The sequence below is a fragment of the Bartonella sp. B1099 genome (genome assembly GCF_944801835.1).
Classification (GTDB): domain Bacteria; phylum Pseudomonadota; class Alphaproteobacteria; order Rhizobiales; family Rhizobiaceae; genus Bartonella.
Genome location: NZ_CALYLN010000001.1, coordinates 1,160,198 through 1,173,581, shown reverse-complemented (window position 1 = coordinate 1,173,581; position 13,384 = coordinate 1,160,198). Strand labels below are relative to the sequence as shown.

The following is a 13,384-nucleotide window of genomic DNA, read 5'->3' as shown; positions in this document are numbered from 1 at the left end:
TAGTCAACACATCCCTATATGTTATTTAGAGAAATCTGAGAATACAGCACATTAACAAACGCGATTTATGCAAAATCGATTTGTTTATCTTGAATATCATCAACCAATAAACGCGGATCACGAGCAAGCCAAATTGTCACCATACATGCCTCACTGTTTTTACTTTGTATAGAAGTAAGGCAAACTGTTTGTTCTAAAACAAGTCCCGTATTTTTAAGCCACTGTTCTATTTGTAAAGCGGAAAATCCAAGGTGCATAGGCGCTTGATCAGAATGTGAAGACTGAACTTTATGATAAGCATAATCCACAATCAATAAACGCCCATGAGGACGCAAAATACCTGATATCTCATAAAAAACCATTTCAGGATTTTCAAGAAAATGTAAAACCCAATGGAGAATAACCAAATCAAAAGTTGTCTCTCCAATAGGCAAGTGCAAAATATCACGATCAAGCACAACTTCAACCGCATGCGTATAAAGATCAGAAAATAATTTTAAGATAGAATCTCCCCCCATTCCAATATTCAGCATCGTCTGAAATGGCTTATCACCCACGATTTTAAGTAAAGCACTTTCCACACCATGATCTGCCCTACAGGATGACCGTAAAACATCCCATTGCGACGTATTTTGTAAGAAATGCTTTTTCCTCGTTTTTTGACGCTGCGTTTTGATATCCTTCAAACGTTCTAAATCGTGCGCTAACAACATATCATGCTTTGGCAAAGCCGAAAGAATGCTCATTACAATGTCTTTACCCCAAAAATCATGACAAAGCTTAAAATAAAGATAACCTCCCTTCTGATAACGCTCAATCAATCGAGCTTCGTACAATAAACATAAATGTCTTGATATACACGCTTGCGACTGATCAAGAATAAAAATAAAATCAGGAATTGTTAAATCTTCATGATTTAAGAGTCTGAGAACACGTAAATGACCCACTTCTGCAATCGCTTTCAGCAGCACAATCATTGCATCTAAATTTGCACTTTTTTTCATAATTATTCCCTAAACTTTCCTATAAAGATTTGTTTATAGGAACAAAAGTCAAGCACAATGCGCATATTCTCATCTATTTCGTTCCCGCTATTTTATCACCCTACGAAAAAAACAGGCCACTGTAAAAGATGAACAGATCTTATCCAATTGCCCCCTAAATAATTCTAATACATTGATTTATAATAGTTATTTATCATTTTTAACTTAAATAAAAGGCTACAATTCAGAAACAGCGACCGATGAATAAAAAAACATAAAGGTAAATGAAATACTATCTCAAAACACAAACAATCCAACATGGGAAGAGAATAAATAATAGGATTTTACTTGTCGCTTTTTAAAGAAAGACGCACATACTCAATGACCAGAGCATTTATAGAATAGCACTTTCCATAAAAAGATTTTCCCTCTTCATGGTAATTTTACAAGTAAGGATAGCTATATATCACGAGTAGAATGGCGTTATTGACAACATGGGCTCATAAAGAGTCTCTCCTCTTTCCAATGAATCAAAACCTCCACGCAATACACACCACTTTATCGATGATAATCATAAGCAGAAAGACGTACTCTTTTTTCTCAATAAAGTTCCAATAAGATTAAGAAATTCTAGCGTGTAAGAGGCTTATAATTTGCATGCTTAGGATTAAGGGATTCAGCCCCAAGACGGCGAACTTTATCAGCTTCATATTCAGCAAAATTCCCTTCAAACCATTCCACATGGCCATCACCTTCAAAGGCTAAAATATGCGTTGCTAAGCGATCAAGAAACATACGATCGTGCGATATGATCACTGCACAACCAGCAAAATTTTCTAAGGCATCTTCCAGTGCACCCAACGTTTCAGTATCAAGATCATTTGTCGGTTCATCAAGAAGAAGCACATTGCCCCCCTCTTTTAGAAGTTTCGCCAAATGGACGCGATTACGCTGCCCTCCTGATAAATTTGCCACCTTCTGCTGCTGATCGGTCCCCTTGAAATTAAAAGCCCCACAATAAGCACGACTATTCATCTCATACTTGCCTAACTTAATAATGTCATTTTCACCAGAAATCTCCTCCCAAACAGTCTTATCTCCTGCTAAGGAATCGCGACTCTGATCCACATAACTCATGTGAACTGTTTCACCGATCCGTATTTGACCTGAATCGGGCTGTTCTTGTCCTGTCAACATTTTAAACAAAGTCGACTTTCCCATACCATTGGCCCCAATAACACCGACAATACCCCCAGCGGGAAGTTTAAAAGAGAGAGAATCAATCAACACACGTTCGCCATAAGCTTTAGAGAGATGATCAACTTCAATGACAACCTGTCCTAATCTTTCTCCAATAGGAATAATGATTTGCGCCTCTCCTGGACGGCGCTCACGTGCCGCCTGAACCAACTCATCGTAAGCTTTAATCCGCGCTTTTGACTTTGCTTGTCGCCCTTTTGGACTAGAAGCAATCCATTCTTGCTCACGCGATAAAGCACGTTGACGCGCAGCCTCTTCACGCCCCTCTTGAGCCAAACGCTTGGCTTTAGCGCCCAAATAAGCAGAATAGTTCCCCTCATAAGGGATACCTTTACCGCGATCTAACTCTAAAATCCACCCCGTAACATTGTCGAGAAAATAACGATCATGGGTTATCAAAAGCACGGCGCCAGGATATTCACGCAGATGCCTTTCAAGCCAAGCCGTCGTTTCAGCATCTAAATGGTTTGTCGGTTCATCCAAAAGCAACAAATCAGGTTTTGACAAAAGCAATTTGCAAAGCGCCACACGCCGCTTTTCACCACCCGAAAGTTTTGTCACATCCCCCTTAGCTGGCGGACAACCAAGAGCAGCCATCGCCATTTCCACTTGGCTTTCTAAATCCCAAAGATTCTGACTGTCAATAATATCCTGAAGCTTTGCACTTTCATCAGCCGTTTCCTCACTATAATTCATCATCAATTCGTTATAACGCTCAAGAATAGCCTGTTTATCTGCGACACCTTCCATCACATTGCCACGCACATCTTTGCTTGCATCAAGAAAAGGTTCTTGTGGTAGATAGCCACAACGTGCCCCTTCAGAAAGCCATGCTTCTCCCGTATATTCCTTATCAAGCCCAGCCATAATCCGTAAAATAGTGGATTTACCTGCACCATTTGGTCCTAAAATACCGATCTTCGCATCTGGATAAAAAGACAAATGAATATTTTCTAAAATTTTTTTATTGCCGTAAAACTTGTTGAGCCCAGCCATATGGTAGATAAATTGACGTGCCATAAATTTCTCTTTATATGAATCTCTTTTTATATTGTGCGATATTAAAGATTAGGATTTTGAAAAAACTGCTTTCGCTTTTTGAAACTGTACAGTAAAAAGAGCTTACATCGTCTCAAAAGCTTTTCGCTTTAATATTGGTACATTTTTTCTCATCTCACAAGCCCCAGTATGGTTCTAAATGCAAAAAAACATCCCCTTAAGAAGCAAAAAGCAAATCTTTTTAGCTGTCCCTGAAACGTGTTATCAAACATTGCCCCTCTTTTCCATACCAGAGATAACAGTGTATTTTTACCGTATTAAACCAACCTATCAGTGTAATATGGGACCAGAAAGAAAAGCGATTCTCTATGCGCCTTCTTTTTTTGCTTTATGGGCTTTATATTACGCAGTAAAAAAACCTTACCTTTTTTCATCGATTTTTTGTTACGGAAAACAATGGACTTCACCCCTTGCCTTGATGTGGCTTAAATTACGTTTACAAAACGACCGCCGCCTTATGGGATCTGACGTCCCAAGCCCAATGATCATGAAAGCTTTGCGTCAACATGTCGCAACAAATAACGACAGTGCACTTCCCATTGGTACGTGGTTACACTTCGTAAAAAACTATAAAATGAATTGTAAAAACTTATCTATCCCCCTCTTTTGGCTTGATAATTATAAAAATAAGATCAATATTCAACAAATCATTTCAAAACTTCAAGACGAAATATAGCTTTTTAAAAATGCGATAAAAGCTCATCTTCTATAGGAATATATTTATGGAAAAAAAAGCCTTACTCGTCATTGATGTTCAAAATGACTTCTTACCCGGTGGAGCACTCGCAGTACCACAAGGTGATGCCATTTTACCCGCCGTCAATAATCTCATCAATCATTTTGATCACGTTATCTTAACCCAAGACTGGCACCCCCAAAACCATTGCAGCTTTGCTTCCTGCTATCCTGAAAAAAAGCCCTATGATACCATCAATCTTAACTATGGTCCGCAAATACTTTGGCCTGATCATTGCATAAAAGGAACACAAGGAGCAGAGTTTCATCCATCTCTTAGAGTGGAAAAAGCACAACTTATCCTTAGAAAAGGCTATGATCAACAAATGGATAGTTATTCTGCTTTTCTTGAAAATGATCAAAAAACACCAACAGGTTTACAAGTTTATCTCAAACAACATGGTTTTACCAAGATCGTTATATGTGGCTTAGCAACGGATTTTTGTGTTGGGTTTTCTGCTCTTCACGCCATACAATGTGGTTTTAAAGTTAGTGTTTTATTAAATGCCTGCGCTGGTATTGATGTAAACGAATCTCTGAACACAATGCTTAAAATGATGAACGAAGCTGGTGTCGAACTGTTAATGGTCTCCTAGAATATTGTATTCTCGCAATCTATTATAAGATATTGATTAATAAAAAATAAATTATTTTTTGCATATTCTAAGTGATAAACTACAATAGAATAAAATTCTCTCATTTCAAACCTATTCATAATGAATAAACTACTCTCTCACACATCACAAATAGGATCAATATGGAGATAAAAATCATTCAAGAAAGCAATAAAATGCCTCTTATGAATTGTTAAAGACAAGAGCTTTCGTCGTTCTAAAAGCGTGTAAAAAGTACAATGCCGGTTTGCACCTTATATTTCAGTCAAAGCACTCCAAGAAATTTTACATTATTCTCTTCATGGGGAAAAACATGTCATGGATTCAACTTTAAAATAAAGACGCCAATAAGAAGAACAATAGCATTTTGTTTTGCATGAAAGATCTCTTCTATTAAGGATATGCGATAAACAAAAGCATGAAGTTTTAATGACTTAAGACGCAACATGTTTATCCAATTGACGACGCTTAAAACGAATCGAAGAATACAATGCCATTCCAATAATACAGACTCCCACAAGTCCTGTTAAAACTTCAGGAACCGATATAATTGTTTGCAGATACATAATCACGGCAAGAACTAAAATTGCATAAAAAGCACCATGCTCCAAATAACGATAATGCAACAATGTCCCTGATTCGACTAACATAATTGTCATAGAACGAACGTAAAATGCACCGATCCCAAGACCAATTGCGATAATAAAAAGGTTGTGTGAAAAGGCAAAAGCACCAACCACACCATCAAAAGAAAAACTTGCATCAAGAACTTCTAAATAAAGGAATGCCCCGAGTCCCCCTTGAGCCACTGTTGTCAAAGTCCTCTTAGGAGCATCCAACAGATGGCCGACAGCTTCAACACCGATAAAGGTCAAAAGCCCATAAAGGGCTGCTAATAAAAAAGTGACTTTATCTTCCACATCAATCCGCCCTGACACGAATAAGATCAAAATTAAAACAATTGCAATATCAATCCCCATAAGCGCCCCAAACTTTTGAGCAGGTCTCTCTATAGCATTAAGCCAATGGATCTCTTTTTCAGAATCAAAAAAATATTTTAAGCCAACCATCATAAGGAAAGTTCCTCCAAAAGCGGCAATTCCCATATGCGCATCAGTTAAGACTTCGGCATATCGATGTGGTTCCCCTATTGCTAATTGAACGGCCGCAATTGGATTAATTCCAACAGCCACGACAACCACCAACAACGGAAAAACAATCCGCATCCCAAATACAGCAATCAAAATACCCCATATAAGAAAACGGCGACGCCATAACGGATTCATTCTACCAAGAACACGTGCATTGATAATAGAATTATCAAAGGATAAAGAAATTTCCAAAACCCCTAAAACACAGCAAATGAAAAAATATTTAAGAAAACCAGTAATGCTTCCCGTTTCATACCAACCAATAGCCCCTCCTAAAAAGACGCCAATAATCGTGAAAAAAAAAGCAAACCCAAAATAACGTAATAGGGCCATAATCATTCCTCAAAGTTTATTTTCTAATTCATCTACAGCACACATATAAAATCAAAAGCTTGTATTTCTTTAAAGTTGCATCTCTTAATGTAGAGGTGTATAGAATATATGGTAAAGTTACATGAAAAATTTCTCAAAAAAAGCAACAGACAAATGCAATAAACAGAGAATTTTGTTTTGAAATGAATACTAATCGTTAATACAATAGAGTTGAGAGATTGTTTTTTATCCATTAAAATAAAAAAATAAAGAAAAATTAAAACGATAAATATTGACATTATGTCATAGTATATTAATACATAGTGTGCTTTTATTATTTAATGATTTATACCATGATGATTTACTGAGGGAGATAATTCGTGGCACGTCCTGAAACTGAATCAAAAACCATATTTGGAAAACGTTTACGTTATGTACGTCTTGCTTTAGGCGATCCATCACGCGAGACCTTAGCTAAAAGTTTTAGCATGACAAAAAATTCCATTGCTTTTTATGAGCGTGGAGAAAGAGAACCCAATCTTAGTGTCTTACAAACATACCGCACATTATATGGTGTCAACATTAATTGGCTTTTAACCGGACAAGGAAAAATGTTTGATGCCGAATATACAAAAGGTGATTTTGATTGGAATTATTTTATAAAAAAAATTGAGGGGCTAGAAGAAACACTTGCCAATAGTGATCGTAATGAAAAACTCAATCAAGAAAAAATCGACAGCTCTTATGAAAAATTGCAGCAATATTTGTCAAGACAAGGTTTATCAAATGGCCTTAACCCTAAAACTGCAACATCACTGATCGATATGAAAGCCAAAATGGCTAATTCTTATACCCTTAGCTTATTCATTGATTTACTCATTCGAAGCGTATCCCAAAAAGAAGTTATCGCTAATCAATAAACGTCTATTTCAAAAGAAAAAACAAGAAATGATTAAGCGCCACCAGTATGGAAAAAAATATTTTTCCTTTATCCATGCTGGTGGAAATTTATATACTCTATAAAATTTACTTCTGTAAAAGAAAAATATTTGTATTGTAAATGGACATATAGTTTTATTAAATTAAAAAAATAATTTTATAGTATAAAATTCTCATTCACATCTTATTGACAAGAAATTTTTTCTTGTTAAAAGGATAATAGCTCTCATAGAAATTATTTTTTAGGTCAGAAAATTTGAGGAAAATATATTGACGACTTCCTATAGAGACATACATTAGTATTCGTAAATGGGTTAGTTGAGTATTTATCCTGAAAATTATCAGCTATTTTATGAGGTGAGAAACATGTATTTTGAGGTGTTTCAAGGAGTTCACAATCAGTGGTACTGGCGTTTAATCTCAGGAGATGCACAAAAAATTGCTTTTTCGAGTAAAGGATATCCAACAAAACAAGATATCCTCATGAATATTGAGCAAATCAAAGAAATTACCCATAAAGCTCTTATTAAAGAACTGCAGTCTTAACGTTCTTTACCATTAAGATAAGAGTTTAGTTTTTATAATGGGATTTTTGGTTACGTTTCTATAATGAATAAAAGGTGACTGATTTTTTCTCAATGGATGAAAATTTTTTGCGTTATTTTTGGCAGAGTATGTGTTTATATTCAAACATAATTGAGTTTTAATAGAATCTATCAGACAGAAAATCCCTCAAGTCTTATATACTTTCATAGAACAAATACCTATGAAAAGAAAATAAATCATAAATTAGAAATGTAAATGCTTTTCTAAGTATCGATATCGTTTGCATTCATCACCCTATTTTATATCGGATCATCATAACTGACTTATGCCCTTCGTCTTCATCAAAATCAAATATCTCTTTCTTTCTATTATCATGCAATTTTTTATGCCTATTCCTTGAAACTATCGCAACATTATACCTAAAATCTAAAAGGAACGCACAAAATTGTTTTTTACAATAATATAAATCACCACAACAATAGCTGAATCGTATAGATCTCCTTTTAAATACCTAGGATAACCATAAACTGGGATATCATCATAAACTTTTATTTTGGCGCCAACGATTACCTTTCTATCAACTTTAACGATTTTATAAATTATAGATCAGAGTAAACTTGAATATTCTCTTCCAAGAAAACCTCCCCACAAGCACCATCATGGACTTCATAAAAGTCTATCTTTTTCTTATTATTTTCAATCTTTCTAACCCACTTCCAAATTCTTTAATGCATAAATTCGATGCACAATATGAATACAATCACTCTTTATCATCTTCAGATTTAAGCATTTTTTGATATTTTTTTTCATTTTCTTCATATTGCTTAATTTGTTTTTTCAATTTTTCAATTACTTGATCGCGTCTTTTAATCACCATATTTTGCTCTCGAAGAGTTCTGTCTCGTTCTTCGGTCATCTTCATAGAATCCTTTAAAAACTCATGCTTTATCCTTCTGGATTCCTCTTTTAGAGCTTTAATTTGACTGCGATAATATAAAGAAAACCGAAATATAACTCCACTGAATAACAAAATAACAATCATTGCTCCCAACAAAATTTCGTTTACACTCATTTTGATCTCCTTCATTGCCGGCTCAAGTAATCATCTCAAGCAATTTGTTTTTATTCATCCTCCATCAAAAGAGAAGGCAATAAAATCCACATTCCAAGTGCGAATAATCACCCTCGGCTTTCGTATTTTTTTCCATTAACACATTGATAAATAACGCAAAATACTCTGAAAGAGGCTAATCCACACGCTTACACCCATTAATTTGCGACATATTTATTGATCAAAAATAAGGAACTTCTGACAAAACGAACGACATGATAAAACCAATACCTGTCTTCTCCGAAACACTCCTATCTTCCTCTTTTACGTTATGTGGAATATGGCTGTATGTGGAAGCTTTTTTATTATTACAAAAATCTTCAGTGTTACAAAACACAGCTTTTCTGTAGAAGTTTTACCTTCCCATAAATCTTTACATCACCACAAACCAAAGCATTATTATAAACACAAGCCTTTCCATAATTACGAGTATTCCTACAGACCTCAAGATATTAAGCAATCAAAATTTGGCTAAAAACAACTACATTAGTAAAAACACATTCCTCTCCTGTTATATTCAAATGACAATAAAGTTCTCCCCTCTCATAAACATGCAAATTCTTAGCCCTCTAGACGACCATATATTAGCGCATTGCTATAAACAAAAATATCATCGTAAACACAAAGTTTATTATAAACCGTTGTATCATCAAAAGCACCCCCATCTTCATAGAAGCATTGATCGTGTGTATCACATTCTACCAAACGACCACCTTCGTACTCCAAATTATTTTTGTGTTCTATAAAAACACCAAAATCATTTTTTTGATCTTTCCAAAGTTTTTTAATACACACATACGAGATACCATCTGATAGTGACCTAATTTATTACAAGAAATAGGCATTTTTAACCTATGAATTTATTTTTTCTACAACCACAATATTATCTCTTAAGGCTGTAAAGCTTCGTTATATGCTCACATACCAACTTAACGCAGAATTTTTTACAAATGCTGATGTTGGGGTATATCTTGATTTATAATGCTGCTACGTATACTATCGCAGCGAAATCTCATGAACACACACGTGCGCATCACCGTTTCTGGTATACGCAGTGATTTTTTCACAACCGTGGAACTAGGGAACCATTTTTATTGATTCGAATCTAAAAGTGTATGGGGACATTTTGTTATTAGTTAAAAGCAACTCTATATGCTTCATTAGCGAAGAGCTACACATGGATATTTTCACGCTCCTTGTATCATATATTCTGGATTCGCGACGCAATATTAACGCTATAGCGTAAATGTGTAAAGGTCTAAAAATGACAAAGACTGAAAAAGATTGGTTCCAACGCTTAATTGATTTAATAAAAAGTGACGGACGGACGATGATCGAAATAAGCAGAGCAGCAGGCTGTGGGCAAAACTATGTCCAACAAATGATAAAAGGAGGAAAAAGACCTTCAGTCGATAAACTTATGGCGATTCTAAACACACTCGGAAATGCTAGTGCCATATATGTTATAACTGGCTTCAACATCTCTGATGAAGACTTAAAACTTATAGCTTTGATTTCATCGGGAGATAAAAAGAAGATTGAAGCTTTAAATGTTCTGTTGAATGAGAAGCAGTTGTAGAATTTTCCACGCTATCCAATATTGCTTGCTTTTGAGACGTCGATAAAGACTCCCATTTCACAATAATATCCGATAAAACCGCCTCAAACTTTTCATCATTCTTCATAGTCACACTCCATATTGTCAAACTATATAACGCTAAAGCGTTTAAATATATCTCATACCTTAGAAAAAAATATTTGCAATAGGCAGTATGGAGGCAATTGTGCACAAACTTATTTTATAAAATCAAATGAAGTTCTATGAGTTATGTAGCATGGTGAAAAAGAAAGCATCGCTCGATCCAGACCTTCTTATGAAAATTGGTATGACCTATCAACAACGCGAATAATGTTACACAAATCTTGTGATTCGAACCAATAACAAATTAGTGTGAAAATATCCCTGAACTCTTTATAAGAGAATACGAAAAAGCTTATTTCAAAAGAAAAATATATCAAAATTTTATTCTACCTAGCACCATCTATATTTTTTTAACAATATTACAAAGCAAGAATATAACAATGTTATAGGATAAGTCCTTATAAACAACCACGTCCCCTAAAACCCTGTAATACCTTGACAAGGCAACCTCCCCTTTAAAAACACTCTTTAAATACTGATTCTCTATCATGAATAAAAACGGTGATGTAAAAAAAATAAAATGAATCATCACCCATGATCTCCAGAGGTAAATTGTATGTAGATTTACAACAAGGAAAAAAATTCTCTCACATCAATAAAAAATTATGATCTTTGAAGAAGAAGTATATTTTTCCAAAAAAAATCACTTCCCTTGCCAGTCATTTTGTAGAAAAGAAAAAACTCTTTTTACAATCAATACGAAAAAAATTTAGCAATAAAAAAAGTAAGGTTTACGAAATACAGCCAATACCTTATGAGCGTAAAATCAAAAAAGACCTCGTGACTTCAATTGAATGACATAAAAACTGTAATTTGAGCATGAAGCAGAAAATGCACAATGGTAAAAATAAAAATGCAAACAGCAACACATATCAAATTAATCCAGATGCACTAATCTTGCAAATGAAAGCATTTTTTTAATGAGCCTGAAAATTATATTATCACTTTATATATTAAAATGATTAATAGAAAAACATTGCAACAAAAAATGATAAAAAAAATTTAGAACAAACGGAGAAATAAATCAAAAGAATGAAGGATGCAGAATCCTCAAACCTTTACTCAGCTATTCATTTTTCTCTTGGACAATTCCCTATTGGTGGGCCCGGAGGGACTCGAACCCCCAACCAAGCGGTTATGAGCCGCTGGCTCTAACCAATTGAGCTACAGGCCCCATATAGGTGGTCTCTCTCTAAACTAAAATGCTCTATGATACAAGAGCTGACCGAGATTATAACCCATCTTTTTCTCTTTTCTATTGGTTTTTTTTCTAATGCTCTAATTTCTTTACAAGAACTCCCAAAAATGAGAGAGTCGTCATGATAAATGTAAAGGAATAGATATGATAGAAAAGAAAATTCAACCACTGAAGAGTTCTTTGGTTAAAATAGCTATATTAACATTCACACTCTTAGCCACTTCATTGACTGTTGTCCATGCTTATGCTGAAGAAAACAAAAGAGATGCAACGATTACAGTGACTGCAATCGGAGAAAGTCAAGCTGCACCGGATATGGCAATTATTAATCTCGCCGTTGTTACCTATGACAAAACAGCTCAGAAAGCATTAGCGTCCAATAATCAATCGATCAATGATATTATAAAAGCTTTTAAAAATAATGGCATCCAAGCAAATGATTTGCAAACATCAGGTTTATCTATTTATCAGTCATCCCACGAAAAAAAGAATAATGAAAAACTCTATCACGTTTCAAATTCTTTAACTGTACGCATTCGTGATCTTAGCAATGCTGGTAAAATCTTTGATCAAGCGATGGCACTGGGAATTAATTCAGTGAATGGCATTACTTTTACCAATGCAGATACGAAGCCATTTTATCAAGAAGCACGTAAAAAAGCCATTACTGAAGCCATTGAAAAAGCGCAAACAATAGCACAAGCGGCTGATTTAAAATTAGGAAAAATTATTGAGATCAATGAAAAAGATGATTACTATCGTCCAACCCCACGTCTCATGAGTAGAGCAGCAGATGCAAGCTACGCAGATACAAATTTTGCAGGGGGTGAATTAAATTATAATGTGAGTGTCACTGTCGTCTTTGCGATCGATTAAATCACCAAGCATTGTATAAAACGCTCATATCACTGGCCTTCACAGAGAAGACCAGTAATATGAGTAAGGTAATCTTCCTCAGATGATAATTCATCCTCGTAGATCTCTATGGATCCACGTGCAGAAATGTGTGCTTTATGCACCGTCTGACAATCTCCTGATACCAATGGATGCCACCATGGGAGATCTTTTCCTTCATAAATTAATTTATAAGCACAATTTTCTGGAAGCCAACGCGCCGTTTTAACTGTTGTAATGTCTAACGATATACAATCTGGTACAATTGATTTACGATGAACATAGTCTCGACACTGGCAAGTTTCCCCATCTAAAAGACGACAAGCAATACTGGTTGCATACAAATCACCCGTATCATCATCCTCAACTTTGTGGAGACAACAACGACCACAGCCATCACAAAGGCTTTCCCACTCAGAGAAGGAAAGCTCTTCTAATTTTTTTACTTTCCAAAAAGGAAGTTCTCCACTCATACACTTAAGCACACCTTTTTTATGAAGACGAACGATAAAAAATTAAAAATTTAATTTCTATAGTTTCATCTATTACTGTCTCTTAAAAAGCCTCAACTCAATGCGCACTTCATACAATTGTCTTAAAATTGATCTGAAGAAAAAGGGAGTATTGAAAAAATAGCCTATATAAATAAACATAACCTATTGAAAAATTCCTTCGTCAATTGAGAAAAAAATACATCCTCTAAAATAGTAGAATAATTTTGCAAAGAATACACCTTTTTCATCAAAAAGACAGGACACTGCACTATAGTTTATTCTTGAGTATCCTATCTTTAAAAAAACGAACCGCTCTAGGGAAAAGAATATTTTACCGTTCATTTATCGACAGAGCCTCCCTCACCTCTCTGCTCCATACCCACTCT

The 13,384-nt window shown here is 35.0% G+C and carries 14 protein-coding genes and 1 tRNA gene; 6 read left to right on the top strand and 9 right to left on the bottom strand.

Going from position 1 to position 13,384, the window contains the following annotated elements; translation table 11 throughout:
• Nucleotides 1–65 precede the first annotated feature (65 nt).
• Nucleotides 66–1,004 carry an ArsR family transcriptional regulator gene (locus NNJ73_RS04990; RefSeq protein WP_254492973.1) on the bottom strand — a complete coding sequence of 313 codons (939 nt, stop codon included), beginning with the start codon at nt 1,002–1,004 and terminating at the stop codon, nt 66–68.
• A 609-nt stretch (nt 1,005–1,613) separates the two neighbouring features.
• Nucleotides 1,614–3,263 carry an energy-dependent translational throttle protein EttA gene (gene ettA, locus NNJ73_RS04985; RefSeq protein ID WP_254474379.1) on the bottom strand — a complete coding sequence of 550 codons (1,650 nt, stop codon included), beginning with the start codon at nt 3,261–3,263 and terminating at the stop codon, nt 1,614–1,616.
• Between the two features lie 178 nt (nt 3,264–3,441).
• Between ettA and NNJ73_RS04980 the strand changes: the two genes are divergently transcribed.
• Nucleotides 3,442–3,978 carry a hypothetical protein gene (locus tag NNJ73_RS04980; protein WP_254492972.1) on the top strand — a complete coding sequence of 179 codons (537 nt, stop codon included), beginning with the start codon at nt 3,442–3,444 and terminating at the stop codon, nt 3,976–3,978.
• 46 nt (nt 3,979–4,024) lie between these two features.
• The gene (gene pncA / locus NNJ73_RS04975) at nt 4,025–4,633 is read left to right on the top strand and encodes a bifunctional nicotinamidase/pyrazinamidase (RefSeq protein WP_254492971.1); all 609 of its coding nucleotides are present in this window, start codon (nt 4,025–4,027) and stop codon (nt 4,631–4,633) included.
• A 334-nt stretch (nt 4,634–4,967) separates the two neighbouring features.
• Here the strand turns inward: pncA and NNJ73_RS10025 are convergent, their stop codons facing one another.
• Together NNJ73_RS10025 and NNJ73_RS04970 are read right to left on the bottom strand one after the other, a co-directional pair.
• On the bottom strand, nt 4,968–5,099 hold the full coding sequence (locus NNJ73_RS10025; protein ID WP_256477961.1) for a hypothetical protein: 132 nt from the start codon (nt 5,097–5,099) through the stop codon (nt 4,968–4,970).
• The gene (locus NNJ73_RS04970) at nt 5,086–6,135 is read right to left on the bottom strand and encodes a DUF475 domain-containing protein (protein ID WP_254492970.1); all 1,050 of its coding nucleotides are present in this window, start codon (nt 6,133–6,135) and stop codon (nt 5,086–5,088) included. Before NNJ73_RS04970 ends, NNJ73_RS10025 begins: the two co-directional genes overlap by 14 nt.
• Nucleotides 6,136–6,494: 359 nt before the next feature.
• Here NNJ73_RS04970 and NNJ73_RS04965 point away from each other — a divergent pair, with 359 nt between their 5' ends.
• Together NNJ73_RS04965 and NNJ73_RS04960 are read left to right on the top strand one after the other, a co-directional pair.
• A complete protein-coding gene (locus tag NNJ73_RS04965) occupies nt 6,495–7,034 on the top strand; it encodes a helix-turn-helix domain-containing protein (RefSeq protein ID WP_005773177.1) in 540 nt (179 codons plus the stop codon).
• A gap of 385 nt (nt 7,035–7,419) precedes the next feature.
• On the top strand, nt 7,420–7,599 hold the full coding sequence (locus tag NNJ73_RS04960; protein ID WP_139413477.1) for a YegP family protein: 180 nt from the start codon (nt 7,420–7,422) through the stop codon (nt 7,597–7,599).
• Nucleotides 7,600–8,359: 760 nt separating this feature from the next.
• Here NNJ73_RS04960 and NNJ73_RS04955 read toward each other — a convergent pair.
• Together NNJ73_RS04955 and NNJ73_RS04950 are read right to left on the bottom strand one after the other, a co-directional pair.
• The gene (locus NNJ73_RS04955) at nt 8,360–8,671 is read right to left on the bottom strand and encodes a hypothetical protein (RefSeq protein ID WP_254492969.1); all 312 of its coding nucleotides are present in this window, start codon (nt 8,669–8,671) and stop codon (nt 8,360–8,362) included.
• Between the two features lie 600 nt (nt 8,672–9,271).
• Nucleotides 9,272–9,505: a hypothetical protein gene (locus tag NNJ73_RS04950; RefSeq protein ID WP_254492968.1), complete on the bottom strand. Its 234-nt coding sequence runs from the start codon at nt 9,503–9,505 to the stop codon at nt 9,272–9,274.
• Between the two features lie 469 nt (nt 9,506–9,974).
• Between NNJ73_RS04950 and NNJ73_RS04945 the strand changes: the two genes are divergently transcribed.
• Nucleotides 9,975–10,289: a helix-turn-helix domain-containing protein gene (locus tag NNJ73_RS04945; RefSeq protein ID WP_254492967.1), complete on the top strand. Its 315-nt coding sequence runs from the start codon at nt 9,975–9,977 to the stop codon at nt 10,287–10,289.
• On the opposite strand, the gene NNJ73_RS04940 is transcribed toward NNJ73_RS04945, so the two are convergent.
• Both NNJ73_RS04940 and NNJ73_RS04935 read right to left on the bottom strand, forming a co-directional pair.
• On the bottom strand, nt 10,213–10,395 hold the full coding sequence (locus NNJ73_RS04940) for a hypothetical protein (RefSeq protein ID WP_254492966.1): 183 nt from the start codon (nt 10,393–10,395) through the stop codon (nt 10,213–10,215). The two genes, NNJ73_RS04945 and NNJ73_RS04940, sit on opposite strands and share 77 nt — an antisense overlap.
• A gap of 1,114 nt (nt 10,396–11,509) precedes the next feature.
• A tRNA-Ile gene (locus NNJ73_RS04935) sits at nt 11,510–11,586 on the bottom strand.
• Nucleotides 11,587–11,754: 168 nt separating this feature from the next.
• Here NNJ73_RS04935 and NNJ73_RS04930 point away from each other — a divergent pair.
• Nucleotides 11,755–12,486, top strand: a complete 732-nt coding sequence (locus NNJ73_RS04930; RefSeq protein ID WP_254492965.1) for an SIMPL domain-containing protein — start codon at nt 11,755–11,757, stop codon at nt 12,484–12,486.
• Nucleotides 12,487–12,515: 29 nt separating this feature from the next.
• Here NNJ73_RS04930 and NNJ73_RS04925 read toward each other — a convergent pair whose 3' ends face one another.
• On the bottom strand, nt 12,516–12,977 hold the full coding sequence (locus NNJ73_RS04925) for a YcgN family cysteine cluster protein (RefSeq protein ID WP_254492964.1): 462 nt from the start codon (nt 12,975–12,977) through the stop codon (nt 12,516–12,518).
• Nucleotides 12,978–13,384 lie beyond the last annotated feature (407 nt).

Bases quoted from the DNA above. Each gene is read 5' to 3' on its own strand.
- NNJ73_RS04990 (WP_254492973.1), bottom strand. From the start codon at position 1,004: ATGAAAAAAAGTGCAAATTTAGATGCAATGATTGTGCTGCTGAAAGCG.
- ettA (WP_254474379.1), bottom strand. From the start codon at position 3,263: ATGGCACGTCAATTTATCTACCATATGGCTGGGCTCAACAAGTTTTAC.
- NNJ73_RS04980 (WP_254492972.1), top strand. From the start codon at position 3,442: ATGCAAAAAAACATCCCCTTAAGAAGCAAAAAGCAAATCTTTTTAGCT.
- pncA (WP_254492971.1), top strand. From the start codon at position 4,025: ATGGAAAAAAAAGCCTTACTCGTCATTGATGTTCAAAATGACTTCTTA.
- NNJ73_RS10025 (WP_256477961.1), bottom strand. From the start codon at position 5,099: ATGTTGCGTCTTAAGTCATTAAAACTTCATGCTTTTGTTTATCGCATA.
- NNJ73_RS04970 (WP_254492970.1), bottom strand. From the start codon at position 6,135: ATGGCCCTATTACGTTATTTTGGGTTTGCTTTTTTTTTCACGATTATT.
- NNJ73_RS04960 (WP_139413477.1), top strand. From the start codon at position 7,420: ATGTATTTTGAGGTGTTTCAAGGAGTTCACAATCAGTGGTACTGGCGT.
- NNJ73_RS04955 (WP_254492969.1), bottom strand. From the start codon at position 8,671: ATGAGTGTAAACGAAATTTTGTTGGGAGCAATGATTGTTATTTTGTTA.
- NNJ73_RS04945 (WP_254492967.1), top strand. From the start codon at position 9,975: ATGACAAAGACTGAAAAAGATTGGTTCCAACGCTTAATTGATTTAATA.
- NNJ73_RS04940 (WP_254492966.1), bottom strand. From the start codon at position 10,395: ATGAAGAATGATGAAAAGTTTGAGGCGGTTTTATCGGATATTATTGTG.
- NNJ73_RS04930 (WP_254492965.1), top strand. From the start codon at position 11,755: ATGATAGAAAAGAAAATTCAACCACTGAAGAGTTCTTTGGTTAAAATA.
- NNJ73_RS04925 (WP_254492964.1), bottom strand. From the start codon at position 12,977: ATGAGTGGAGAACTTCCTTTTTGGAAAGTAAAAAAATTAGAAGAGCTT.